Origin of the sequence: Moraxella sp. HMSC061H09 (assembly GCF_001809255.1) — a bacterium.
Lineage (GTDB): Bacteria > Pseudomonadota > Gammaproteobacteria > Pseudomonadales > Moraxellaceae > Moraxella > Moraxella catarrhalis.
Genome location: NZ_KV796839.1, coordinates 54735 through 79387 on the forward strand (window position 1 = coordinate 54735; position 24653 = coordinate 79387).

Annotated in this window: 21 protein-coding genes, 1 tRNA gene and 2 pseudogenes; 13 read left to right on the forward strand and 11 right to left on the reverse strand. The window is 41.8% G+C overall.

Annotation, left to right across the window (positions count from 1 at the left end; translation table 11 throughout):
- Positions 1 to 26 precede the first annotated feature (26 nt).
- Genes HMPREF2573_RS02970 through tusD form a run of 5 tightly spaced genes read right to left on the reverse strand, consistent with a single transcriptional unit; the run spans position 27 to position 2960 of the window.
- Entirely contained in the window at positions 27 to 1421 is a 1395-nt protein-coding gene (locus HMPREF2573_RS02970; RefSeq protein WP_070472510.1) for a DUF3482 domain-containing protein, read from the reverse strand.
- 5 nt (positions 1422 to 1426) lie between these two features.
- Positions 1427 to 1909: an acyl-CoA thioesterase gene (locus HMPREF2573_RS02975; protein WP_003660020.1), complete on the reverse strand. Its 483-nt coding sequence runs from the start codon at positions 1907 to 1909 to the stop codon at positions 1427 to 1429.
- Positions 1910 to 1931: 22 nt separating this feature from the next.
- A complete protein-coding gene (locus HMPREF2573_RS02980; RefSeq protein ID WP_003673217.1) occupies positions 1932 to 2252 on the reverse strand; it encodes a TusE/DsrC/DsvC family sulfur relay protein in 321 nt (106 codons plus the stop codon).
- 15 nt (positions 2253 to 2267) lie between these two features.
- A complete protein-coding gene (locus tag HMPREF2573_RS02985) occupies positions 2268 to 2573 on the reverse strand; it encodes a hypothetical protein (RefSeq protein WP_003673216.1) in 306 nt (101 codons plus the stop codon).
- A 9-nt stretch (positions 2574 to 2582) separates the two neighbouring features.
- Entirely contained in the window at positions 2583 to 2960 is a 378-nt protein-coding gene (tusD, locus tag HMPREF2573_RS02990; RefSeq protein ID WP_003660017.1) for a sulfurtransferase complex subunit TusD, read from the reverse strand.
- Between the two features lie 115 nt (positions 2961 to 3075).
- Here tusD and glnE point away from each other — a divergent pair, with 115 nt between their 5' ends.
- The 3 genes from glnE (at position 3076) to HMPREF2573_RS03005 (ending at position 7329) form a co-directional block, all read left to right on the forward strand.
- A complete protein-coding gene (gene glnE / locus HMPREF2573_RS02995) occupies positions 3076 to 5889 on the forward strand; it encodes a bifunctional [glutamate--ammonia ligase]-adenylyl-L-tyrosine phosphorylase/[glutamate--ammonia-ligase] adenylyltransferase (protein ID WP_003664504.1) in 2814 nt (937 codons plus the stop codon).
- A 169-nt stretch (positions 5890 to 6058) separates the two neighbouring features.
- A complete protein-coding gene (locus HMPREF2573_RS03000; protein ID WP_070472513.1) occupies positions 6059 to 6991 on the forward strand; it encodes a branched-chain amino acid transaminase in 933 nt (310 codons plus the stop codon).
- 152 nt (positions 6992 to 7143) lie between these two features.
- Positions 7144 to 7329, forward strand: coding sequence for an oxidoreductase-like domain-containing protein (locus HMPREF2573_RS03005; protein ID WP_003666498.1), 186 nt, complete (start codon positions 7144 to 7146; stop codon positions 7327 to 7329).
- A gap of 22 nt (positions 7330 to 7351) precedes the next feature.
- Here the strand turns inward: HMPREF2573_RS03005 and HMPREF2573_RS03010 are convergent.
- Positions 7352 to 7436 (reverse strand) — tRNA-Leu (locus HMPREF2573_RS03010).
- Positions 7437 to 7763: 327 nt separating this feature from the next.
- Here HMPREF2573_RS03010 and HMPREF2573_RS03015 point away from each other — a divergent pair.
- Positions 7764 to 8840: a DUF475 domain-containing protein gene (locus HMPREF2573_RS03015; RefSeq protein WP_003660013.1), complete on the forward strand. Its 1077-nt coding sequence runs from the start codon at positions 7764 to 7766 to the stop codon at positions 8838 to 8840.
- A 55-nt stretch (positions 8841 to 8895) separates the two neighbouring features.
- On the opposite strand, the pseudogene maiA reads toward HMPREF2573_RS03015, so the two are convergent.
- The 5 genes and pseudogenes from maiA to HMPREF2573_RS03050 all read right to left on the reverse strand — a co-directional run.
- A pseudogene (gene maiA, locus HMPREF2573_RS03020) lies at positions 8896 to 9396 on the reverse strand (maleylacetoacetate isomerase); the annotation flags it as partial.
- A 109-nt stretch (positions 9397 to 9505) separates the two neighbouring features.
- Positions 9506 to 10855 (reverse strand): siroheme synthase CysG, encoded by a 1350-nt coding sequence (gene cysG / locus HMPREF2573_RS03030; protein WP_070472515.1) that lies wholly within the window; start codon positions 10853 to 10855, stop codon positions 9506 to 9508.
- Between the two features lie 24 nt (positions 10856 to 10879).
- Positions 10880 to 11257 (reverse strand): DUF934 domain-containing protein, encoded by a 378-nt coding sequence (locus HMPREF2573_RS03035; protein ID WP_013108012.1) that lies wholly within the window; start codon positions 11255 to 11257, stop codon positions 10880 to 10882.
- 61 nt (positions 11258 to 11318) lie between these two features.
- Positions 11319 to 12995 (reverse strand): nitrite/sulfite reductase, encoded by a 1677-nt coding sequence (locus HMPREF2573_RS03040; RefSeq protein ID WP_003660008.1) that lies wholly within the window; start codon positions 12993 to 12995, stop codon positions 11319 to 11321.
- Between the two features lie 175 nt (positions 12996 to 13170).
- Positions 13171 to 14763, reverse strand: coding sequence for an aminotransferase class I/II-fold pyridoxal phosphate-dependent enzyme (locus tag HMPREF2573_RS03050; protein WP_275297039.1), 1593 nt, complete (start codon positions 14761 to 14763; stop codon positions 13171 to 13173).
- Positions 14764 to 14906: 143 nt separating this feature from the next.
- Between HMPREF2573_RS03050 and msrB the strand changes: the two genes are divergently transcribed.
- The 9 genes and pseudogenes from msrB (at position 14907) to HMPREF2573_RS03095 (ending at position 24617) form a co-directional block, all read left to right on the forward strand.
- Complete coding sequence (msrB, locus tag HMPREF2573_RS03055) at positions 14907 to 15320, forward strand: peptide-methionine (R)-S-oxide reductase MsrB (protein ID WP_003669496.1); 414 nt, start codon at positions 14907 to 14909, stop codon at positions 15318 to 15320.
- 348 nt (positions 15321 to 15668) lie between these two features.
- Positions 15669 to 16889 carry a glutamine-hydrolyzing carbamoyl-phosphate synthase small subunit gene (gene carA / locus HMPREF2573_RS03060; protein WP_036378783.1) on the forward strand — a complete coding sequence of 407 codons (1221 nt, stop codon included), beginning with the start codon at positions 15669 to 15671 and terminating at the stop codon, positions 16887 to 16889.
- 148 nt (positions 16890 to 17037) lie between these two features.
- Positions 17038 to 17924, forward strand: a pseudogene (locus HMPREF2573_RS03065) (restriction endonuclease).
- A 91-nt stretch (positions 17925 to 18015) separates the two neighbouring features.
- Complete coding sequence (locus tag HMPREF2573_RS03070; RefSeq protein ID WP_003659996.1) at positions 18016 to 18315, forward strand: hypothetical protein; 300 nt, start codon at positions 18016 to 18018, stop codon at positions 18313 to 18315.
- Positions 18316 to 18445: 130 nt separating this feature from the next.
- Positions 18446 to 18955 carry an isoprenylcysteine carboxyl methyltransferase family protein gene (locus HMPREF2573_RS03075; protein WP_003659995.1) on the forward strand — a complete coding sequence of 170 codons (510 nt, stop codon included), beginning with the start codon at positions 18446 to 18448 and terminating at the stop codon, positions 18953 to 18955.
- A 54-nt stretch (positions 18956 to 19009) separates the two neighbouring features.
- Entirely contained in the window at positions 19010 to 22246 is a 3237-nt protein-coding gene (gene carB / locus HMPREF2573_RS03080; RefSeq protein WP_003673201.1) for a carbamoyl-phosphate synthase large subunit, read from the forward strand.
- Positions 22247 to 22526: 280 nt separating this feature from the next.
- Entirely contained in the window at positions 22527 to 23003 is a 477-nt protein-coding gene (greA, locus tag HMPREF2573_RS03085; protein ID WP_003659991.1) for a transcription elongation factor GreA, read from the forward strand.
- 15 nt (positions 23004 to 23018) lie between these two features.
- Positions 23019 to 23381, forward strand: coding sequence for a SirB2 family protein (locus tag HMPREF2573_RS03090; RefSeq protein WP_003659989.1), 363 nt, complete (start codon positions 23019 to 23021; stop codon positions 23379 to 23381).
- 267 nt (positions 23382 to 23648) lie between these two features.
- A complete protein-coding gene (locus HMPREF2573_RS03095; RefSeq protein ID WP_003659986.1) occupies positions 23649 to 24617 on the forward strand; it encodes a M23 family metallopeptidase in 969 nt (322 codons plus the stop codon).
- The last annotated feature ends 36 nt before the right edge of the window (positions 24618 to 24653 follow it).

The window sequence follows — 24653 nt, forward strand, 5'->3', positions numbered from 1 at the left end:
AAAATTTGGACATTGATCAAACTTTTTTAGTGATTTATGTCCAGTCTTTGTAAGTGCATCACTAAAATTTCTGCCAAATGTTGTGCCAAGTCTGATCTAAGAGCTGTCTTATCGTCATCATTGTCAGTTAAGCTTGAGTAATTGGGATGGCTGCGTGCTTTTTTGATTGGGCTTGGTAATTTATCGCTCTGCCAAGGCAGGTTTTTATCGCTGGCGGTAATATCTAAGAGACTGGCATGCCCACGATGTCTTAGGTGGTGGTGCAGATTTTGGGCACGAGCGGCAAGTAAAGTCATCGTCGGTGCATTAATCATGAGTGTTTGTACGCCCATGGCTTTATCTTTGAGTGTGGTGGAATTGGGCAGCAGTCCACCAATCACACCGCCGATGGCTGTGCCAAGCCCAAGGCTTGCACCCAAAGTCGCCACATCAATGCCTGCACCGATAATCATTCCCGTGACGCTACCGCCTGCTGTGCGTATGCCATACTGAGCCAATAGCTCGCCATCAAACACATCTTGGGTTTGGCTTTTGATATCTGGGCAATCAGAGACGATATTTTGATGATAAAACTGATACAAATTTAATAAGTGATCATGCAAGACAGATTCAGCTTGACGCACTGCATTTTGCATCTGTCTTAATGTCGGTGTCGTATCAGCACCGCTTGCAATTTTTTGGCGATAAGCGGCGACATTGATTAAAAAATCAGCGATCATCTCAGAGCCAATTTCCAGCAGCTCATGCCATGTATCACTGCGTTCTTGCTTGAGCTTTTCGATATTTTGATCGTGGTTGGACAGTAGGCTAAGATTTGACCATAACGCCATTTCATTTTCAAAGTCAAAAGCAACCGTATCAAAGGCATTGACCACATGTAACGCACGCCGTGACAGCATTTCTCGCCAAGCCTGCATATGATGATTGGGGTCATTGATGAAGTTAAAGACTGGCAAAATTGGCGTCCCCGAACCAGCCAAGATGGCAAGCTCATCTTTATATTTACCAAGTACGGGTTCTTTGGCATCAATGATATAAAGTGCAATATCTGCCTCAAGTAAGCTTTTGATGACCTTGGCTTCTTGGCTAAAATCACCCTCTAATCGTGCATCATTATGATGAATTGCTTGTAAAAACACAGATAAGCGTTCCATACCATCTGCACGGCCATCGGTATGATTCTGCAAAAAATCCATCACACCTGTGGCGTCCTCTAATCCTGGTGTGTCATGTAAAGTAATTAGTGGTACATTGTCTTTGCTTAGTATATCAACAGCGACGACATGCCGTGTAGTCGCTGAGGCGTTTTTTACTTCACCAAAATCGCTGTCTCGTAATAAGGTTCTTAGTAGCGATGTTTTGCCGACATTAGTGTGTCCAATGATAGAGATGGTGGTCAGATGAGATGGCGTGGGCATCATAGGTTTTACCAGTCGTGTTGCTGAAGCTTTATGCGTAACTCTTTACGCTTTTTTGCCATTTCGTAGCGTTGTTTGGCAAGAGAATCATCCACAACCAAAGGCGGTACAGGCACAGGCTTACCCGCTTGGTCGACAGCCACCATGCTAAAATAACAACTGTTGGTATGACGTGCTGTGCGAGTTTGGATATTTTCTGCTTCTACGCGTATGCCCACTTCCATCGAAGTGGTGCCGACATGGTTAATACGCGCCAAAAAAGTTACCAGCTCACCAACATAAATCGGCTCTTTAAAAATCACTTGGTCAACCGATAGTGTCACTACATAGCCACCAGCATAACGACTGGCACACGCATAGGCGACTTGGTCAAGCAGCTTTAAGATAGTACCGCCATGCACATTACCTGAAAAGTTCGCCATATCGGGTGTCATCAATACTGTCATGGTCAAATCAGTAGAGGCGATATTTAGGGTGCAAAATCCACTCATAGTAAATCCTAATATTAAGTAATTATAAACAATTTGGTGGCTTGGGTAAGCCTGCAATGCGGTTGACATGCCGAGCAACCAAGCCTGTATTAAACAGTTTTTGTAGCTTTTGATTGCTAATATCAAGGTTGGGCAAGCTTGCCATCAGATGCTTAATTAATGGGCGTGTTGATGGACTGTGGTGATAAGTTTCAAAAAAAACACGCACCTCGCCAATGATTTGATAATGCTCGCTTTCAAGCGTTACCCCAATCGTATCCGCAAGTCTTTGTGCGATTTTGGGTGTCCAATCGGTATGATTTTTTAGGTGACCATCGTCATCTAGGCTGGGTAAATGGTTCATAGTGGTGATAATTATCTACTGAAAATAAAGTTTTGAGTCATAGTCATCCAATGCCAAACTGCCTGATTGTAATGATAATTGAATGACCTTATCTAAGGCGTCAACTGCTTGAAAATTATGGTATGCTTTGGGAAGATCATACAGTGCCAAAGACTGTATCATGCCATATATTCGGCTTTTGGGATTATTTAGTAAAACTAAAACTTTTTCACCCAGCTCAATCTGAATATCATGATCAAATGTCGCCAAAGTTAGTGCCAAAGCAATTGCTTCATAGCTGATTAATTCGCTGTCGGTATTGATATGAATTAAAAATTTCATACATTATCCTTAAAACTGTACCACTGATGTTGTATCATCAATCATCATAGCAAGCTCAGACAGTCCAACCAAAGAAAACGGTGGCAACAGATTATCACCGATTAGCCCATGGCGAGTGGCATTTTGGGCATCACAGACACCTCGAGCTAAAGCGGTACTAACGCAGACGGGCAGGGTGATGCCATGATTATTTGATAATGCTTGCCATTGCTTAGCAACGCTTGGTACATCGGCAGTTTGCCACATCAGTCGATTGGCGGTATAAGCCCCATCGCCATAAAAAAATACCGAAATCTGATTACCCAAGTGTAATTGCTTGGTTGCGTATTCAACTGCAAGTTTGCCTGCATGGCTGTGCGGTGATGAAGTAACAAGTAGTAAAATCATAAATTAAGGTCGCTTTTTAATCAACAAATCATGATAATCGTTTATTATAGCCCAAAAATTGGTGTAAAATAAGCCCAAGTCATTTTTTATTGATATATGATTTTAAGGCGGCTGCATGGTTTCTTTGCATTTTATGCCCAATCAAGCTCAGCTTGACTGCTTATCACTGGCAAGCCCATTTGCATCTCAAATTTATCAAAAACACAGCGATGACGCCCAAGCATTTTTGGGAGAATATGGTTTTGAGCGAAGCTTGTCAAGGTCAGATTTTGATGCATTGGTTCGTCGTTTTGTTGGGCTTGGTAAGACCAATTATCTTGATTTTACCAATGAAGAGATGGTCATGTCAGGACTGCGTAAGCTACGCCAAATGCTGATGCTTAAGTGGATTTGGCAAGATGCCTTGTCGGTGATTTCTTTGGAAGAGTTGACGCATGAGCTGTCTGATTTTGCCGACAGCTGTATCCAGTTTTCAAAGGATTTTGTGTATCACAAGCTGACCAAACGCTATGGCGAGCCTATGATTCGCCAAAAAAATAAAACACTCAAAGATGAACTTGCCATCATCGCTATGGGGAAATTGGGCGCACAAGAGTTGAATTTATCCAGTGATATCGATCTAATTTTTGTGCATATCAATAATGGTGAAACGAACGGCAAAAAAGTCATTGATAATTATAAATTCATGCGTGATCTTGGGCGTGGCATAATTAAGCTTTTGGATGAAAATACCGAACATGGTTTTGTCTTTCGAGTGGATATGCGTCTGCGTCCTTGGGGGGATGGCTCACCGCTGGTGATGCATATGGCGGCATTGGATAAATATTTTAGCCAACATGGGCGGACTTGGGAGCGTTTTGCTTGGTTAAAGGCGCGTGTGGTCAATGACATTAGCGATGAATTTGAACAAACGCTTAACCAATTATCAAGAAATTTTGTGCATCGCTATTATATTGATTATAGTGCGTTTAGTGCATTGCGTGAAATGAAAGCCATGATCATCAATCAGCAAATCCAAAGACAGGATTTGGATAATGTCAAGCTTGGCGTAGGCGGTATTCGTGATATTGAATTTATTGTTCAAGCGTTTGCCCTGATTTATGGCGGTCACCATATTCGTATTGCTGAAAATCCTGCATGTCTTGACTGTTTGACGGTATTAACCGAGCTTGATTATATTGATAATGATGAAAGCAAACAACTGGCAGCGGCGTACCGATTTTTACGCCGTTTAGAACACGCTATCCAAGCACGATATGACCAACAAACCCAGTGCTTGCCAAGTGATTCTGATGAGATGCTTGCCATAGCAAAGACCTTAGGCTATGAGTCGGTTAAGGCATTTCGCTCGGTGCTGGATGCCCATCGTTATAATGTCAGCAGACCGTTTGGACGCATGGTAACAGATAGGCAAGCCCCCAAGCAAGAAAGCTTGGATACTGCTCAGATTCGGTCGTCATTGGATGATGTGTTGGGGGATAATTCAGCAGTCGTGCTCGATGAGTTTATGAGTTCTCGGCTGGTGATGGGGCTTGATGATGTCGCAAAAGATCGGCTTAATCAAGCCTACCCCATTATTTTGCATGCTTTATTGGCACATGCCCAAAAAGATGGTGCAGAGTCGGCAAAAATCGCCTTACCCAGATTGATTGCGTTATTAGAGGCCATTTGTCGTAGGTCAATTTATTTGGTGATGTTGAGCGAAAATCCAGATGCAACGGTGCGTTTAATTCCAACACTATCAGCAAGCTTATGGATCGCCCGAGAGCTTGCACATTATCCTGTACTGCTTGATACATTCCTTCAAAAGCGTTATCTACATCTGCCTGATAAAGCTGAGCTTACCGACATTCTAAGACAAAGCTTGCTTAGAATAGAGCCTTTTGATGATGAGGGCTATTTGACCACCATACGATTATTCAAAAAAACTCAAGTTTTAGCAGTAGCCACCGCCGATGTATTAGGTTTGCGGCACACCATGAAAGTATCTGACAGTTTGACTTATATCGCTGAAGTGGTACTTGAGTCGGCATTGTATCGAGTATTTTATGAGTTGTCTGTCAAGCACGGTTTTCCTTTGTTAAATACTCATGAGCGTGCAAGCATCGCTGATTGTGGCTTTGCAATCATTGGTTATGGAAAATTAGGCGGTCTTGAGATGGGTTATGCATCGGATTTGGATTTGGTGTTTTTGCATCGCATTGACGAAAAAAGCGAAACCGATGGCGAAAAGCCAATCAGTGGCATGAAATTTGCTTCTCGCTTGATCCAAAAACTCATGAACTATCTGGCAACCCAAACCCGTGATGGTCGCGCTTATGAGATTGATACACGCTTACGCCCCTCGGGCAATGCTGGCGTGCCAGTGATTTCTGCCCATGCTTTTAAGATGTATCAAACAGACAAAGCTTGGGCTTGGGAGCATCAAGCTTTGGTTCGGGCAAGAGGGCTGACGGGCGATGTGTTGGTACTACAAGCATTTGACCGTATTCGCAAGCAGGTCTTAACCACGCCCAGACAAGAGACACAGGTACGACAAAATGTCATTGAAATGCGTCAAAAAATGCAACATCATTTGGGTACAAAAACAATGCGGCGTGCGTATGGCGAGACTGAGCAGTTTAATCTAAAACAAGATTTTGGTGGCCTGATAGATATTGAGTTTTTGGCTCAATTTATGGTGCTTGCCTATGCAAATAAGTACCCAAATTTGGCAATTTGGCCAGATAATGTACGCATTTTTGAGGAAGTTGAAAAAACGGGTATTTGGACCGCCAATCGCTGTCAAAAGCTGACACAAGCTTATTTGGACTTGCGTAAAAAAACCCACGAACTTGCCTTGTCTGAACAAAAAAATATCGTCGATGATCAAGCGTGGCATGAGCTACGCCAATTTGTGCGAGAGGTTTGGGAAGATGTCTTAGGCTGATCAATAACATAGCGGTTAATCCAAAAAATTTATGATGAAAAGTGTGTTTTGACATAATAAAAAGCAATCAATTTGGCTAAGAAAACCATTTTATTATTTTTATGGCATCTGATATAATCGCTTGAGATACTAAATGGTAATAATTTTAACAACCGATATGGAGTAATTTATGAGCATGGCAACCCAAGAAGGCAAAATGTGGCTAGATGGTGCCTTGGTAGAGCAGTCAGATGCTAAGGTGCATGTGCTGACTCACAGCTTACATTATGGCTTGGCGGTGTTTGAAGGGGTGCGTGCGTATCAGACGCCAGATGGGCGTACAGCGATTTTCCGTTTACAAGAGCATACAGAGCGTCTATTAAACTCTGCCAAAATTTTTCAATTAGATTGTACTTATGGCTTTGATGAGCTTGTCCAAGCTCAAAAAGATGTTGTGCGTCTAAATAATTTGGCATCAGCATACATTCGCCCATTGATTTGGGTGGGTTCTGAAAAGCTTGGTATCGCTGCCAAAGATAATACCATTCATGCTGCGATTGCTGCATGGCATTGGGGGGCTTATTTGGGCGAAGAAGGTATTAAAAAAGGTATCCGTGTTAAAACCTCAAGCTATACCCATCATCACCCAAATGTCACCATGTGCAAGGCAAAAGCTGCCAGTAATTATCCTGTCTCAATCCTAGCCAACCAAGAGGTGACTCGTAATGGCTACGATGAAGCCATCTTAATGGATCCACAAGGTTTTGTCTGTCAAGGTTCTGGTGAGAACCTATTTTTGGTCAAAAATGGCGAGCTACATACCCCTGACTTGTCAGGCGGTGCACTTGATGGCATTACACGCCGCACAATTATTGAATTTGCCAAAGATTTGGGCATTAAAGTCATTGAGCGTCGTATTACTCGTGATGAGTTTTATTTGGCAGATGAGGTGTTTATGACTGGTACAGCGGCTGAAGTGACACCGATTCGTGAATATGATGATCGCATGATAGGCAATGGCGGTCGTGGTGAATTGACCGAACAACTACAGACTTTGTATTTTGATGTTGTTCAAGGTCGCAGCGATAAGTATCAGCATTGGTTAAGCTATATCGATGAATGATCAGCCATTGCAATCATATCAATCATCTTGAGATTGGTCTTGACAGATTTCTTAATAGTCTTATTAACAGTTAAAAGGCGCTTTGGGTAACTTAAGCGCTTTTTAACTTTAATCAAATTTTAAAATACAAAGGTTAAAATACAAACAGGTTGATGATGAGTCAAAGTGATTTTAATGAAATATTGCTACCTAAACCTGAATATCCTGAAGCATGGGAATGCTGCGGCAGCGAGTGCGGAGATTACTGTGTTTATGAGATTTATCGGCGTGATAAGATAGACTATGATGCACAACAAAAACGCCTTAAGGAATTTTTGGACAAAAAAACAGCTGAATGATTTGCTGTTTTTATTTAATCAATGGTGGGGACGGAGAGACTCGAACTCTCACACCTTGCGGCGCTGGAACCTAAATCCAGTGCGTCTACCAATTTCGCCACGTCCCCAAATTTGGTTATAAGCATTACGCTTTTGTGCGTGCTATTATAGCGGATTTTTATCATTTGACAAGCTTTTTATGCAAATTTTATTTTTTCAGGGATTTGATATATTGTTATGCTTAATTTTGACAAGTCATCGTGGTATTGATGATAGATCTGACATATTCGTCGATTGATTGGTATGGAATTTAGCGGTATAATTATTCTTAAGCCAATTGCAAATCCTGTCGCTCGGTAGTGATGTTCTCTGGGCGATTTTTTGATAATTATTTTTAATACAATATAAATAATTATTTTTAATATAATATTTTTTAATATAATATAAAGGCAGTTATGCGACATTTTTTATTTGATATCATTTTTACTTTTGTCTGCTTGGTGATTGCAGCATGGTGGGGGTATAGCCATGGTGGCATCTCTGAGATGTTTTTGGCACTGGGCATTACAGCAATTTTGGCAATCATGGAGATTTCATTATCATTTGATAATGCCGTGGTGAATGCCTCTATTTTAAAGGGTTGGAATGATTTTTGGAAAAAGATTTTTTTGACCGTAGGTATTTTGATCGCAGTTTTTGGGATGCGATTGATATTTCCAATCGCCATTGTCGCAGTAACTGCCAATTTGGGTATGGGTGAGGTGATTCATCTGGCACTGAATAATCCAGTCCAGTATGCCGAGCATCTTAATGCACATCATGCCGAAATCTCAGCATTTGGAGGAATGTTTTTATTGCTGGTGTTCTTAAATTTTATGTTTGGCGATAAGGATGTGCATTGGTTTAAGTGGCTAGAGTCTCGCTTGGTCAAGTTTAGTAAAGTAGACGCCATGAGTGTGTTTGTTGCGTTGGTTGTTTTGATGATCTCTATGAGCTGGGTAGAAGAAGCAAAGCAAGGTGTCGTCATGGTCGCAGGCATTTGGGGGATTTTGGTCTATTTGGGGGTGAGTGTACTATCGGCACTCCTAGAGGGTGATGGTGACGATAAGGCGGCGGTATATGACGCAAAAGGCCGTGAGATCACAAATACCGCTGGCGTATCATCCACAATCCTAAAGGGTGGTATTGCAGGCTTTTTATATCTTGAGGTGCTTGATGCGTCTTTTAGTTTTGATGGTGTCATTGGTGCTTTTGCCATCACGAATGATGTGATCGTCATTATGATTGGCTTGGCTATCGGTGCGATGTTTGTTCGTTCTATGACGATTTATTTGGTAAACAAAGGGACTTTAAGCGATTTTATTTATTTGGAACATGGTGCACATTATGCCATCGGGGCGCTTGCCATCATTATGTTGCTATCGACACGGTTTCATGTGCCTGAGATTATCACTGGATTGATTGGCGTTGCATTTATTGTGTTGTCAGTATTTAATTCGATTCAATACAATAAAAGACATGCCAACAGTTAAGCCATCAAAAGCCAGTGTTTTACTGGCTTTTTTAATTGGATTTTTAATTAACCAATCATTCAACAGCATCTTCTTGATTTTTTGGCATAGCAGCAATAAAGGCAGGCTGAGTGTTGGCATATTCATAAATTCGGCAAAGTGTTGGATAGGCACTCAGATCCACATTAAAGCGAATGGCGTTGTACATTTGAGGAATTAAAAAACAATCAGCAAAGGTTGGTGTATCACCAAAGCAATATCGGCCCGCTGTTTGGCTTAATGTTGTCTCTAAGGCATCAAAACCCAACTGTATCCAATGTGCGTACCAAGCATTAACACCAGTTGCATCCAAGTGTAGCTTATTTTTTAGATAATTTAATACTCTTAAATTATTGAGTGGATGGATATCGCAAGCGATGTGCTGCACCACACTTAAAATCTCGGCTTTTTTGGCAGGGTCGCTGGGCAGTAGGGCGGGTGTGGGGTGCTTATCCTCAAGAAGTAGCATGATGGCAAATGACTGACCATAGCTACCAGAATCATCCTCCCATGCAGGTACAAGACCTTGGGGGTTGGTTTGGTGATATGCTTTTCAAGCTGTTATTATTACTGATATTGATGAATTTTTCAATCAAAATCAACTCAGTTTTTTATGAGTTACTCAAAACTTGGGCAAATTTGGATGATTATGGCTGATACAAATCGACCACATGACCGACAATAATAATGGCAGGTGCGATAAGATTGGATTGATGCTTTTTTTCAATAATATCTGTCAGTGTACCTGTTAGCACCTGCTGGGTGGGTAGGCTGGCATTTGAGATGATGGCGATGGGTAAATCATTTGGCAGGCCAGCACTGATTAAAGAATCAATAATTTTAGTCAGTGCGTGCAGACCCATATAAAACACCAAAGTCTCATCAGTTTGGTAAGTACTATTTAGACCATTAAACGGCTCATTTGTTTGATAACAACCCGTCAAAAATCGTACAGAAGTTGCGATACCACGGTGTGTGAGTGGTATGCCTGCATAACTGCTTGCCGCCAACGCAGCTGTAATCCCACTGACCACCTGATAGGGTATATGGGCAGCTTGGCAGGCGAGCATCTCTTCACCGCCTCGCCCAAAGACAAATGGATCACCACCTTTTAGGCGTAATACCCGATGCCCCTGTTTGGCATAATCAACTAATAGTTGGTTGATTTCATCTTGAGTTTTGGTGTGATCTTTTCTTTTTTTGCCCACAAAAATCTTTTGGCTATCACGGCGACAAAGCTCTAAAATGTCATTTGATACCAGTGCGTCATAAAGTACGATATCTGCTTGTTGCATGAGCCTGAGTGCCTTAAAAGTCAATAAATCTGGATCGCCTACCCCTGCACCCACAATATAGACCTCACCCAAGCGGGTATCATGATTTTTAAATTGATTAAGCTCATCGCTGAGTGTGCCAATTGTTTCATCTTTTAAGGCACGATCAAAAATTGACTCCCAAAAATATCGGCGTTCAGTGATGGTGGGTAGAGAGTTTTTGATGGTATCTCGAAATTTACCTGCTTTGTCTGCAAGCTCTCCTAAGCGACTGGGCAATGATGATTCAATTTTGGCTCTAATTAAGCGTGCAAGTACAGGCGCTTTGCCATTACTGGATACACCAATCACGATTGGGTTTCTATCTACAATAGCAGGAAAAATATAATCACACAAATCTGGCGTATCGACAATATTAACTGGCACACCATACGCTTTTGATGCACGATGAATGGTCAAATTTACTTCATGGTCATCGGTTGCACCGATCACTAAAGCGGGTGTATGCTGATTAAGATCGATTGGTTCAAAGGATTTTTGAAAAAATACATGATGATGAGACTGTAAAAAATCCAAAAATTCAGCCTCAAAATGTTTCGCAATCACCACAAGCTTTGCTTTAGCCTTTGCCATTAATTGTGCTTTTCGGTAGGCGATATCGCCCCCACCGACAATCAGCACGGTTTTGTTATTTAGGTTAAAAAATAATGGCAAAGTATTCATAATGCTCACTTTATTATTTTAATATTAACTAAATAACGGTAAGTGACTAACAGCCTTACCATCATAACCAGTTGCCAAATCTTGCAAAGTTTTTGTTAGTGTCTCAACATTGGTTTCATCGACCAAAAATGCCGTCGCACCAGATTTGACAAAGTAATTGGCCTGATCAAGGGCAAATTCACCGCCTACAATAATCTCACCTTGAAAACCTTGATGTCTAGTATGGCGAATTAGGCTAAAAATACGACCGTCCATAAAGTTAGCAACCAAAAAAATAAGGCAATCTTGGTGAGCGATGGCAGATTTAATGTCATTGGGCGTTGCGTCAGCTGTCAGTGCTTGGCTTAGATCAAGCGTGGCAGGTTCTGAATTGGTATGGCGATCAACTTTGATTGTACTCATGATTTATCCTGAATATAAAAAATTTATATATTTTATATTATCTTAAATATTTATGAGATAATTAGTGATAGACAGCTGTTTTAAAGGGTGTTATACCAAGTCTTTCAATGACTTGAGCGAAGCTTTCGATATGTCCATGGCTTTCTATACGCTCATTTTTATAGACATTTACAATGGTGGCGATGGTTTGAGCAACTTCGTCAGCAGCGACAGCACGCCCAAGGATTTGCCCCAATTTGGCATGCTCGCCTGAATTGCCGCCCAAGCTAATTTGATACCAATGCTCGCCTTTTTTATCAACACCTAAGATACCAATATCGCCCACATGATGATGTGCACATGCATTCATACAGCCTGACATATTTAAGCGAATGTTGCCTAAGTCATACAGATAGTCTAAGTCATTGAATTGTTTTTCGATGGATTCGGCGATATTGTGGGTGGTGGCATTGGCAAGCGCACAATAATCAAAGCCAGGGCAGACGATCATATCGGTTAAAGTGCCGATATTGGCACGAGCAAGGTCAAGTGCACTTAATTTTTGCCAAAGTATGTATAAATCAGTTATTTTAACATCGCTAAGTACCAAATTTTGCTGATGTGTGGCACGAATCTCGCCCAAGCTGTATTCATCTGCCAAATCTGCCAGTGCAAACATTTGTGCATCGGTAATGTCGCCTGCAGGCACATAGTTACCATCAACAACGCCAGCCTTTAATGAGATGACAACGGCTTTATAGCCATTGATTTTGTGGGCAACAGTGTTATGCTCATACCAATTGTAAAAATCCTTATCAGCCAAAAACTCATCTAACTGTGTTTGTACTGCCAAGCGATCAATCTGCTCATAAGCTGGGGTAGTAAAATAGCTTTCGGCTTTAGCAAAATGTGCCTCACTTAATGTCAAATCACCATCTTTTAAAGTTTGCCATTCATCATTGACTTTTTGGATAAAGGTATCTTTGCCTAAGCTTTCTACCAAAATTTTGATGCGTGCTTTATATTTATTATCTCGGCGACCTTCTAAATTATAAACACGCAAAATGGCATCAAGATAACTCAGCAAATGCCTGCGTGGTAAAAATTCATGAATCAACTTCCCGATAATCGGTGTGCGACCCAAGCCACCGCCAACAATGACCTCAAAACCGATTTCGCCGTCACGCTCCACCAAATGTAGACCGATGTCATGCACCTGTGTGGCAGCACGGTCAGTTCTTGTGCCGATGACGGCAATTTTAAATTTGCGTGGCAAAAAGGCAAATTCAGGATGAAAAGTACTCCATTGGCGGATAATTTCGCAATAAGGGCGTGGGTCGGCAATCTCCTCGGCATGAATGCCAGCATAAGGGTCGGTGGTGGTGTTGCGAATACAGTTACCTGAAGTTTGAATGGTATGCATTTGATTGGCAGCTAATTTTGCCAAAATATCAGGCACTTCTTCAAGTTTTACCCAGTTTAATTGTAAATTGGTGCGTGTGGTAAAATGCCCATAACCTTTATCATAATCACGTGCAATCTCTGCCAAAGTACGCAGCTGATGACTGCTCATTAAGCCATAAGGAATCGCAATACGCAGCATTGGCGCATGACGCTGAATATAAAGACCATTTTGCAGACGCAAAGGTAAAAATTGCTCTTCAGGCAGCTCACCTGATAAAAAGCGTTCAGTTTGGCTGCGAAATTGTGACACTCGCTCATCAACGAGCTTTTGGTCGGCATAGCTGTATTGGTACATTCATATATCCTATTTTGGCTTAGCTGATTTGTTTTGCATTATGTTAAGTGTTTGATACCAAAAATTTAAATTCAAAAATGGAATATGGGTAGTGATTTTGGGGATATTATCGCCATGACCAATCATAAAAAACGCCCCATGTAAAAGCCAAGGCGTTTTTATCATGACTGATGGGTTAATTTGTTCCAAATTCTCGACGCTTTTTGGCAAAAAAACGATCCAATCTGTCCATGGCATCTTCTAAATCAATAAGATTTGGTAAAAATACGACTCGGAAATGATCGGGCTGATCCCAGTTAAATCCTGTACCTTGGATTATCAATACTTTCTCTTCAATGAGTAGATCCATCATAAATTTCATATCATTATCGATAGGGTAGATATCACGGTCAATCTTAGCAAAGCAATAAAATGCACCTTGGGGCATGGTGCAGCTGATGCCTTTGATGGCATTCAGACGCTCAACCGCTAAATTACGCTGCTTATATAAGCGTCCTGTCGGTGCAGTCAAAGCTTGCATTGATTGATAGCCGCCCATGGCTGTTTGGATGGCGTATTGGGCGGGAACATTGGCACACAGACGCATACTTGCCAGCATGGTCAGCCCTTCAATAAAATCGGTGGCATGGTGTTTTTTGCCCGAAACCATAAGCCAGCCTGCGCGATAGCCTGCAATGCGATGCGACTTGGATAGCCCATTATAGGTTAGAACCAAACAATCATTTGTGATTGTACACATGGGGGTATGCGTGACGCCATCATATAAAATGCGGTCATAAATTTCATCTGCCATAATCACCAAATCATATTTTTTGGCAAGTGCAGCAATGCTTTTTAGGATTTCATCAGTATAGACCGCACCTGTTGGATTATTGGGGTTAATGATAACAATACCCTTGGTGCGTGATGTGATTTTGCTTTCAATGTCTTTTAAGTCTGGTTGCCAATGATCATCTTCAAGACAGCGATAATGTACCGCTTTACCGCCTGCTAAATTTGCCGCTGCCGTCCACAAAGGATAATCAGGCATCGGAATTAAAATCTCATCATCGTCATCAAGTAGCGCTTGCATGGTCATGACAATCAATTCACTGACACCATTACCGATATAAACATCATTGACATCTATCGCAGATAACAGCCCCTTGCCTTGATAATATTGCAATATCGCTTTTCTGGCGGAAAAAATTCCTTGAGAATCAGAATATCCAGATGCTTCAGGCAAATTAAGCGCCACATCACGAACAATTTCTTCAGGAGCTAATAGCCCAAAAGGGGCAGGATTACCGATGTTGAGCTTAATAATCCGCTGGCCTTCAGCTTCCATACGGTTGGCGGTTTGTAGTAACTCACCACGAATATCGTAGCAAACATTGGCAAGTTTATTGGATTTTTTTAAGGGCTTGGTTTGGGGCATGATGGCGTATTCCGATGATAAAATAATGGGCGTTTGATTAACAGATGATTTGATGAGGGTTGATTTTGGCCAAATTTCATTAACGGTTTTTTGTTTGGTTGTCTGTAAGGTCAAATGATCACCACTTATAAGATAACTTTCACTGACACCTAAAGCTACCGCTAATATGGGTAATTTACTCATGACAATGCCATTTTTACCGCATTCCCAATTGGCGATCGCACCACGACTGACAGGCACGCCAAGCTCACTCATCTTAGATGCCAAGGCTTCAGCTGATAGCCCCAAAGCTTTTCGCCGTAATTTTAGTCGCAAACCTTGTTTTATGATGGTATTTTGTGGGTCATTCATGGTAATATATCCTGTATTGCAATTGATGATTTTATGCCATAAAATCATCAATTGCAAGTTATACTTTACAAATTTGATTAATGAATTAAGATTTTGATATGCAAGTAAATCTTGCATACTGATGAAATTTGAAGGAGTGAGTGATGAATCCGCTTGACAAAGCAGTGATAAATACGATGAGTGAGGCAGATTGGCAAAATCGCTTGGATGATTTGTCGTATTATGTCCTAAGACAAAAAGGCACCGAGCAAGCTTTCACAGGGCTTTATACCGATACCGAAGTGGAGGGTATTTATCGCTGTAAGGGTTGTCATACGCCACTATTTGATAGCAGTGCCAAATTTCATTCAGGTTGCGGCTGGCCAAGTTTTGATAAGGTTATCGGCGATAATGTCGTTGATGAAACGCTGGATTTATCGCATGGGATGCGTCGCATCGAAGTCACTTGCCATCATTGTGGTGGGCATTTGGGTCATGTTTTTCCAGATAATTATGTCACCGATACGGGGCTTAGATATTGTATTAATTCAGCAGCGGTTGTACTTGATAAAACCTAAAGCGATTTTAATCTATATGTTGAGTAAAAATTTTTAGTCAAAATATGGATTAAAATATAGATTTTTTGTATTTTTTTATATATAATAAGCAAAATCTACGATGAGCGAGTGATTATGAATCCACATAACTTTATCTTGGCAGAGACGCAGGGTGAGTTATTTGTTTTAATCATTCGCTTTTTTGTGGAAAAAATCAGACAGTAATGATAATTTTTTAGCGGTCAATCGCTAAAAAATTTTATCTAAAATTTGGTAAATTGCAAATTGCTTAATAATTAATTTATAATATTTTATCATATAAAAGTTTAATACTAATAAAAAATTCGGGTGAAATTCATGACAGCTCAAATAGCAAAAAAAGCCATTTTAGCCCTCGCTGACGGTACAATTTTTCACGGCATCAGCATTGGTGCAATGGGCAGTAGCGTTGGCGAAGTGGTATTTAACACCGCCATGACAGGCTATCAAGAAATCCTAACCGACCCAAGTTACGCCAAACAGCTGGTTACCTTAACCTACCCACACATTGGCAACACAGGCACCAACAGCGAAGATGGCGAGTCTGGCAGTGAACATCGCATTTGGGCATCAGGGCTGATTATCCGTGATGCCACCATCATCAGTTCAAGTTTTCGCAACGATGAATCACTCACCGACTTTTTACAACGCCATGACACCGTTGCCATTGCCGAAATTGACACCCGAAAGCTGACCCGAATTTTGCGTGATAAAGGGGCTCAGCACGGTTGTATTTATGCCATAGACAGCGACACGGACATCACAGCTGACGATGAAAACAAAGCGGTGCAACTTGCCAAAGAGTTTGCAGGCTTGACGGGGCTTGATTTGGCAAAAGAGTGCTGCCACCCACAAGGATTTGAATGGACACAAGGCACTTGGGAACTTGCTGACAACCCTGCCACCACCGCCAAATATGGCAAAACAGACAGCCCAACAGGCGGGTATTTTAAACAGCTTGGCAAACACATTAGTAAAAAATTTCATGTGGTTGCCTATGATTTTGGCACAAAAACCAACATTCTACGCATGCTGGTGGATAGGGGTTGTCATGTGACGGTTGTCCCTGCCCAAACACCAATTAGCGAGGTTTTGGCAAAAAACCCTGATGGTATTTTTCTCTCCAACGGCCCTGCTGACCCTGCCGCCTGCACCTATGCCATTGACAATATCAAGCACATCATTGAGCAAACGGAGATTCCAACTTTTGGTATCTGTTTGGGGCATCAATTATTGGGCCTGGCCAGTGGGGCAAAAACCATCAAAATGAAATCGGGGCATCATGGGGCAAACCACCCTGTGCAAAATTTGGCAGATGGTACGGTGATGATCACATCACAAAATCATGGCTTTGCCATTGATGAAGCGACCTTACCTGCCAATGTTAAAGCCACGCATCGCTCACTGTTTGATGGCACAAATCAAGGCATTGAGTTGACCGATAAACCTGCATTTGGCTTTCAAGGACACCCAGAAGCCAGCCCCGGTCCACATGATTGTTCGGTGTTGTTTGATAGATTCATTATGGAAATGCAAAAGGCGAAAGTGTGAATTTGGGCAGTGACATTTTGAACGGTAAATTGGGTGAATTTGCTTTATGGAACGCACCATCTAAAATAACTTGCTCTTTTGGAAAGCTGTTATGAATTTTAATAATCGTGAATACCGTGATAAATGCCGTGCTTTAACATTAAAGCTGATGAGTGATAATAAAGTTCGTAAACGCCAAGAGATTTATCAAGGTGTCATTCAATTGGGGGAATTTTCTGATGAAATTTTAACTTTGCGTTTTAATAGTGGTCAGCCAAAAGTAGAAAATGCCATCGCTTGGTCAATCAGTTCTCGAACCAAAGCAGGCATCTTAAATCGCATCAGTAAAGCCACCTATCAAATCACACCCATTGGTTTAAAAATGGCGACACTGTGGCAAAATAAAACACACATTAGCGAAAAACTGTATGATGAAGCTGATTTACCTGATTGGAAAAGTTATTTAAAAAGCAGAGCAGAAATTAAACGCAAGAAAAAACTGTCAGATAAGACCAGCATTGAAACTGATGATAATGATGACATGGATTTTGAAACCCAAGCCAAAAATGCCATTAAAAATCTTGAAACAGAAATTTCAGTTGAACTGTTAAATAAATTACAAAAAGGCACGCCTTTATTTTTTGAAAAATCGGTATTAAAGTTATTGCTTGCCATGGGATATGGCGGTAAAGAAAACTTGTTTGAACATACTGGCAAATCACACGATGGTGGCATTGATGGGGTCATCAAACAAGACCCATTAGGCATTCAAAATATCTACATTCAAGCCAAAAGATATGCCAGTGATAACATGATTGGTTCAAAGAATTACAATCCTTTTCAGGGGCATTACAGGGCAATGGCGTGGAACGGGGTGTGTTTATCACCACATCATCATTCACCAAATCCGCCCAAGGATTTTCTCAAAAATTATTGGGCAGAATTGTCCTGATTGGTGGACAAGAGCTGGTTGGTTTAATGATTAAATATAAAGTGGGCATTCAAGTCAAAGAAGTGCTTGAAATTTGTGAAATTGATGAAGATTTTTTTGAATGAATATGCCCATCATGTTTGCTGACAAATTCAACCTAACTCTTGAACAAAATCGGTTTTTGGCGAAAAAAACATCGTTGAAGTCATTCACAGCATGTCACGCTTGGAAAATGTCAATACCACTTTTCCCCAGAGCAAAACCATTATTGATGGCATGAGTGTGAGTGGCATTTCAACCCATGACATGCAAGTGCTGTTAAATCTAAAAAATGCGTGGCAATTTATTTTATCATCGGACAGTCAATTTGACTTGGCATTTGCGTGCAAAGTCAATGGTTTTGTGGCATACAATGAAAGTTTGGCGTGGGGCGAGCTAAGAACTGGCAATGTTTGCATTAGTGGCGTGAGTTTTGTGCCAGACATTCTGCTTAAAACAAGGTTGAACAAGCGTTAAATGAATTGCATAGCAATGATTTGTGCCAATTACGAACTTATCATGGCAGGTTGTGGCATGTTAAATATCAATGAAAATCAACTTGAAACATGGCATATTTATATTTTTAATTTCAATGGAAAAAACATCAATGACAATGATTTTAAGCATTTTAATCCTATTTTTTATCATCAGACTGTTATTTTTAGCCGTCTCCATTAAACATGAAAAAGCCTTGATTGCCAAAGGGGCAATACAATACGGAAAAACCAATTCTACGGTGCTTGCGGTGGTTCATACGCTTTATTATTTGGCATGCTTTATCTCGGTATGGCTTTCTGACACTGCTTTTAATGGCATATCCTTGGTTGGCACGCTGATGGTAGGTGCTTCATTTGTGATATTGGCGTTGATTATCAAGCAGTTGGGGGAGATTTGGACGGTTAAAATCTATATTTTGCCAGAACATCAAATTAATCGTTCGTGGTTATTTAAAACATTTCGCCACCCCAATTATTTTTTAAACATCATACCTGAACTGATTGGCATCGCCTTATTGTGTCAAGCGTGGTATGTTTTATTGATTGGCTTGCCCATTTATTTGCTGGTCTTATTTAAGCGTATCCGTCAAGAAGAACAAGCGATGGCAACACTTTTTTAACCCATTTTATCAATCAAAAAAATTATCAATAATTTATCAACAAAGAGAACCGCCATGCCAAAGCGTACCGACATTAAATCCATTCTTATCATTGGGGCAGGTCCCATTGTCATCGGGCAAGCCTGTGAATTTGACTATTCAGGCGCCCAAGCCTGCAAAGCCTTAAAAGAAGAGGGCTATCGGGTGATTTTGGTAAACTCAAATCCTGCCACCATCATGACTGACCCGTCCATGGCTGATGCCACTTATATTGAACCGATTACCTGGCAGACGGTAGAGCAAATCATTGCCAAAGAGCGTCCTGATGCCATTTTGCCAACCATGGGTGGACAAACGGCACTTAACTGTGCGCTTGACCTTGACAAACATGGCGTGCTTGCCAAATATGGCTGTGAGCTGATTGGGGCGACCAAAGAAGCCATTGAAAAAGCCGAAGACCGTGAACTGTTTGATAAAGCCATGAAAAAAATCGGTCTGGAATGCCCCAAAGCAGAAATTGCACAGAGCATGGATGATGCTTTTGCCATTCAAGCTAAGGTTGGTTTTCCGTGCATTATCCGCCCATCATTCACCATGGGGGGTTCTGGGGGTGGCATTGCTTATAACCGTGAGGAGTTTATTGAGATTTGTGAGCGTGGGTTTGACTTATCACCCACCCACCAGCTGCTCATTGATGAGAGTTTAATCGGTTGGAAAGAGTATGAAATGGAGGTGGTGCGTGATAAAAAAGACAACTGCATCATCGTCTGTTCCATTGAAAACTTTGACCCCATGGGTGTACATACAGGCGATTCCATCACCGTCGCCCCTGCCCAAACCTTAACCGACAAAGAATACCAAATCATGCGTAATGCGTCCATCGCTGTGTTGCGTGAGATTGGTGTGGAGACAGGTGGTTCAAATGTCCAATTCGGCATCAATCCAAAAACAGGGCGTATGGTGGTGATTGAGATGAACCCACGAGTTAGCCGTTCATCAGCATTGGCATCTAAGGCGACAGGCTTTCCCATTGCCAAAATCGCTGCCAAACTTGCCGTCGGCTATACCCTAGATGAGCTAAAAAATGACATCACAGGGGGCAAAACTCCAGCGAGTTTTGAGCCTGCCATTGACTATGTGGTTACCAAAATGCCACGCTTTAACTTTGAAAAATTCCCCCAAGCTGAGAGCGTGCTAACCACTCAAATGAAATCGGTTGGCGAGGTGATGGCAATCGGGCGTAATTTTCAAGAATCCATGCAAAAGGCACTGCGTGGTCTGGAAATAGGGGTGGCAGGATTTGATGAGCAATTAGACTTTGAACAAAATGATGACAGCATCATCAGCACCTTAAAACTCAAACTCAAAACCCCCACCCCAGAACGCATTTTTTATATCGCTGATGCACTGCGTTTTGGCTTATCGGTTGATGATGTTTTTGCTGACACCAACATTGACCCATGGTTTTTGGTGCAGATTGAGGACATTGTTCATACAGAAAATCAGCTAAAAACCCTTGGCATGGGCGACTTAACCCCCAATTTGCTACGCCGTCTTAAACGAAAAGGACTCTCTGATGCACGCATTGCCAAATTGATGGGCGTGTCTGAAAAACAATTTCGCAAAACCCGTTGGAACATGGGCATTTATCCTGTGTATAAACGGGTGGATACTTGTGCCGCTGAATTTGAAACATCAACCGCTTATATGTACTCAACATATGATGAAGAGTGCGAGGCCAACCCATCAAATAAAGACAAAATCATGGTCATCGGTGGCGGCCCGAACCGTATCGGACAAGGCATTGAGTTTGATTACTGCTGCGTCCACGCCGCCCTTGCCATGCGTGAAGATGGCTATGAAACCATCATGGTGAACTGTAACCCTGAGACCGTTTCAACCGACTATGACACATCAGACCGTTTGTATTTTGAGCCAATCACCCTAGAAGATGTGCTTGAAATCGTACGCACCGAACAGCCCAAGGGTGTGATTGTGCAATATGGCGGACAAACGCCACTAAAACTTGCCCGTAGCCTAGAACAAGCAGGCGTTCCCATCATTGGCACAAGTCCTGATGCCATTGACCGAGCCGAAGACCGTGAACGCTTTTTGCAGATGATTAACAAGCTAAACCTAAGACAGCCCAATAACAGCATTGTCAAATCATCAGAAGAAGGCATTCGTGAGGCGGCGAAAGTGGGCTACCCCTTAGTTGTACGCCCATCATATGTTTTGGGTGGTCGTGCCATGGAAATTGTCTATAACGAAGATGAACTTAAACGCTACTTGCGTGATGCGGTGCAAGCGTCTCATGAAGCGCCTGTCCTGCTTGACCATTTCTTAGATGATGCCATTGAGGTGGATGTGGATTGCGTATCGGACGGCAAAGAGGTGGTGATTGGTGGCATCATGCAGCACATTGAACAAGCAGGCGTGCACTCGGGCGATTCTGCTTGCTCCATTCCGCCTTACTCATTAAGTGATGACATTCAAGATGACATGCGTCGCCAAACCGTCGCCATGGCAAAAGAGCTTGGTGTGGTCGGCTTGATGAATGTACAATTTGCCATCAAAGGCGAAACAGTCTATGTCTTAGAAGTCAATCCAAGAGCGTCTCGTACCGTGCCATTTGTCTCCAAATGTATCGGCGTGTCTTTGGCAAAAGTCGCCGCTCGCTGTATGGCAGGACAGACTTTGGCAGAGCAAAACTTCACCCAAGAGATTGTACCAAGTCATTATTCAGTCAAAGAAGCGGTATTTCCTTTTGCCAAATTTCCAGGCGTTGACCCCATTCTTGGCCCTGAGATGAAATCTACAGGTGAGGTGATGGGTGTGGGGCAGACCTTTGGTGAGGCGTATTATAAGGCAACACTGGGCAGTGGTGATAGATTGACAGGGCTGCCACAAGAGGGGGAGACCAAAACGGTCTTTATCTCGGTGCGTGATAGCGACAAAGCGGGCGTGGTAGATGTGGCAAAACGCTTGGCAGGCTTTGGTTTTAACATCGTTGCCACAGGCGGTACACATGATATGCTGGTAGGTGCTGGCGTAGCGTGTAAGCGTGTTAATAAAGTCAGTGAAGGTCGCCCTCACATCGTGGATATGATGAAAAATGGCCAAATTCACCTTGCCATTAATACCACAGAGGGCAAGCAGGCATTAAAAGACTCGTTCCCAATTCGCCGTGAAGCCTTGCAAAATAAAATACTGGTTGCAAATACACTCAACGCAGGGCGTGCGGTGTGTGAAGCCTATGAGACGACTTTGCCGTTTGATGTTTATAAGCTGCAAGATTTGTATGCTTCATAAAAGTATTGGGATAAATTTGCTCACGCATTTGTGTTGAGCAAATTTATGTTACTTGATGCAACTTAATATTTGTACTTTGGAGTATTTACCAAATTAAGCTTGCATTTTTTCTAAAACTCAGTACAATATATTAATAAATCTGATTTAACAAAATCTTGCCAGATATCGTATTTGGCAAGTTTTTTTACATTTTTAATATTTTTATTTAAATGATTTTTTGGGTTAATGTTTGATGAATTAACTTAAATTGATTTAAATCATAAACATTGAAAGGAAAATTATGCAACGCTATCCAATGACGCCAGAAGGGCACAAAGCGCTTGAAGATGAGCTAAAACAGCTAAAAACCGTTGAGCGTCCACGCATTACCACCGCAATCGCCGAAGCTCGTGAACACGGTGATTTAAAAGAAAATGCCGAATACCACGCCGCCCGTGAGCAACAAGGGTTTTGTGAAGCTCGCATTCGTGACATCGAAGCCAAACTTAGTGGGGCTCAAATCATCGACCCTGCTAAACTGCCCAAAGAGGGACGAGTGGTATTTGGGGTGACTGTTGTGCTTGAAAACATGGATGATGGTGCTAAGCGTCGCTATAAAATTGTCGGTGATGATGAAGCAGACTTTAAAGTCGGTAAAATCTCGGTCAATTCACCGATTGCGCGTGGTCTTATCGGTAAATCTGAAGGTGATGAAGCCAAAATCCAAACGCCCAGTGGACTGGCTGAGTTTGAGATTTTGGAAGTGATTTATGCATAATCATTAGAGATTTTTATGAAACATTTACACATGCTTTTGGCGATTATTGTGCTGTTTATTTTTATATTACAAGCATTACCAATGTTTATGGGCAAAACACCAAAAGCATCCAATACCCTCAAAATCTTAAATCATGTATTTTATACAGCGGTTATTTTGACTGGATTGGGATTATTTTGGCAGATTTATCAGGTTGCAGGTACTCAGCATTGGGCACTTGCCAAGTTGGTTTTACTGATTGTTGCTGCGTCCGCCACCATTAAGGCACAGCGTCATTATACCAATACCCCATCCCAAGCCAAAGCAGGACTGATGATTGCTTCGGTGGCTTATGTGGGTATTATTGTATTGGCGATTACTAAGCCAACGCTATTTTGATTGAGTCATCTGAATTTACAGTTAAAACGGCTAAAGGTTTTTAGTCGTTTTTTGATAATTATTGATTTATAATATTAATTTAAAATATTATAAATTATATTATGCTGTTATTTTTATTTTGGCAAAAAACTTTGACAAAAAAATACAAAAGCTCAATTATTGTGGGTTTTGCGTTAACTGCTCCCATGTTACAATAGGGTATTTGTCATTCAAATTTGGACAAAATCATTTGCCAAATCTGCTTAATAAATCATTCGGTACTGGAGTATGACTGTGACGATAGCAATCAATTCACAAAATCAAAAACCCATCAAGCGATTGGGCTTGATTTTTGGTGTGATCACCACTTGCATTTTGGCAGGATGTGCCAGTAAGCCAACCTATAATAGCACCTCAGGTTCGGGCAGTCATCGTACTTCAGGTTCAGGTGGTTTGGCAATAGGTTCACAGGTTATCACGGACAGTCAGGGCGTACCAAATCGCTATCAGGTGAAGCAGGGCGATACTGTCAGTAAGATTGCTCAGCGTTATGGATTAAATTGGCGTGAGATTGGACACATTAATAATCTAAATAGCAGTTATACGATTTATACAGGTCAATGGCTGACTTTATGGTCAGGTGATCTCAAGGTGCGTGAGCGTAGTATCAGCTCTGGTGTGAATACAGCTCACACACCTTCGCCTGTGGCGGTTCAGTCAAGCAGACCACCAGTACAGCAGCATCCTGCCGTACAAAAACCCACGCCACCTGTTGTTGTGGTAAAAAAACCCACACCGACTCCGCCTGTGGTTCAGCAGCCAGCACCAGTTGCCCCACCAGTGACAGAAGCACCATTTGCCACGGGTAGCTCAGGGGTGATGCAATTTCGCTATCCTGTTGGTGCGACCAATCCAGTGGTTCGACGCTTTGGTACGGCGACAGTGGCCGGCTCAACTGTTACCAGTAATGGCATGTGGTTTTCTGGACGAGATGGCGATTTAATTAACGCCAGTAATGCAGGCACAGTCATTCAAGCTGATCACAATATGGACGGGGCGAGTATTGTGATTCAGCATACCAATGGATTTGTTTCAAGCTATATCCATATTAAGGACGCTCAAGTTAAAACAGGCGATACGGTGCGTACCGGTCAGCGTATTGCAAGCATGAAAAATCAGCCAAGCGGTGCGGCACTATTTGAATTTAGAATTTCTAGAAATGGCGTGTATGTTGATCCATTGACAGTACTTAAATAGCTTTATATATAAGCTAGCCAGATTTTATATCTTAGT

What these genes read in the sequence shown, in the direction of transcription:
- tusD (WP_003660017.1), bottom strand. Translation starts at nt 2,960, where the DNA reads ATGATTTTACTACTTGTTACTTCATCACCGCACAGCCATGCAGGCAAA.
- carB (WP_003673201.1), top strand. Translation starts at nt 19,010, where the DNA reads ATGCCAAAGCGTACCGACATTAAATCCATTCTTATCATTGGGGCAGGT.
- HMPREF2573_RS03015 (WP_003660013.1), top strand. Translation starts at nt 7,764, where the DNA reads ATGCGACATTTTTTATTTGATATCATTTTTACTTTTGTCTGCTTGGTG.
- HMPREF2573_RS03075 (WP_003659995.1), top strand. Translation starts at nt 18,446, where the DNA reads ATGACAATGATTTTAAGCATTTTAATCCTATTTTTTATCATCAGACTG.
- HMPREF2573_RS02980 (WP_003673217.1), bottom strand. Translation starts at nt 2,252, where the DNA reads ATGAACCATTTACCCAGCCTAGATGACGATGGTCACCTAAAAAATCAT.
- msrB (WP_003669496.1), top strand. Translation starts at nt 14,907, where the DNA reads ATGAATCCGCTTGACAAAGCAGTGATAAATACGATGAGTGAGGCAGAT.
- HMPREF2573_RS02985 (WP_003673216.1), bottom strand. Translation starts at nt 2,573, where the DNA reads ATGAAATTTTTAATTCATATCAATACCGACAGCGAATTAATCAGCTAT.
- HMPREF2573_RS02975 (WP_003660020.1), bottom strand. Translation starts at nt 1,909, where the DNA reads ATGAGTGGATTTTGCACCCTAAATATCGCCTCTACTGATTTGACCATG.
- glnE (WP_003664504.1), top strand. Translation starts at nt 3,076, where the DNA reads ATGGTTTCTTTGCATTTTATGCCCAATCAAGCTCAGCTTGACTGCTTA.
- HMPREF2573_RS03005 (WP_003666498.1), top strand. Translation starts at nt 7,144, where the DNA reads ATGATGAGTCAAAGTGATTTTAATGAAATATTGCTACCTAAACCTGAA.
- HMPREF2573_RS02970 (WP_070472510.1), bottom strand. Translation starts at nt 1,421, where the DNA reads ATGATGCCCACGCCATCTCATCTGACCACCATCTCTATCATTGGACAC.
- HMPREF2573_RS03000 (WP_070472513.1), top strand. Translation starts at nt 6,059, where the DNA reads ATGAGCATGGCAACCCAAGAAGGCAAAATGTGGCTAGATGGTGCCTTG.
- HMPREF2573_RS03070 (WP_003659996.1), top strand. Translation starts at nt 18,016, where the DNA reads ATGTCACGCTTGGAAAATGTCAATACCACTTTTCCCCAGAGCAAAACC.
- HMPREF2573_RS03040 (WP_003660008.1), bottom strand. Translation starts at nt 12,995, where the DNA reads ATGTACCAATACAGCTATGCCGACCAAAAGCTCGTTGATGAGCGAGTG.
- HMPREF2573_RS03090 (WP_003659989.1), top strand. Translation starts at nt 23,019, where the DNA reads ATGAAACATTTACACATGCTTTTGGCGATTATTGTGCTGTTTATTTTT.
- HMPREF2573_RS03095 (WP_003659986.1), top strand. Translation starts at nt 23,649, where the DNA reads ATGACTGTGACGATAGCAATCAATTCACAAAATCAAAAACCCATCAAG.
- HMPREF2573_RS03035 (WP_013108012.1), bottom strand. Translation starts at nt 11,257, where the DNA reads ATGAGTACAATCAAAGTTGATCGCCATACCAATTCAGAACCTGCCACG.
- HMPREF2573_RS03050 (WP_275297039.1), bottom strand. Translation starts at nt 14,763, where the DNA reads ATGAATGACCCACAAAATACCATCATAAAACAAGGTTTGCGACTAAAA.
- greA (WP_003659991.1), top strand. Translation starts at nt 22,527, where the DNA reads ATGCAACGCTATCCAATGACGCCAGAAGGGCACAAAGCGCTTGAAGAT.
- cysG (WP_070472515.1), bottom strand. Translation starts at nt 10,855, where the DNA reads ATGAATACTTTGCCATTATTTTTTAACCTAAATAACAAAACCGTGCTG.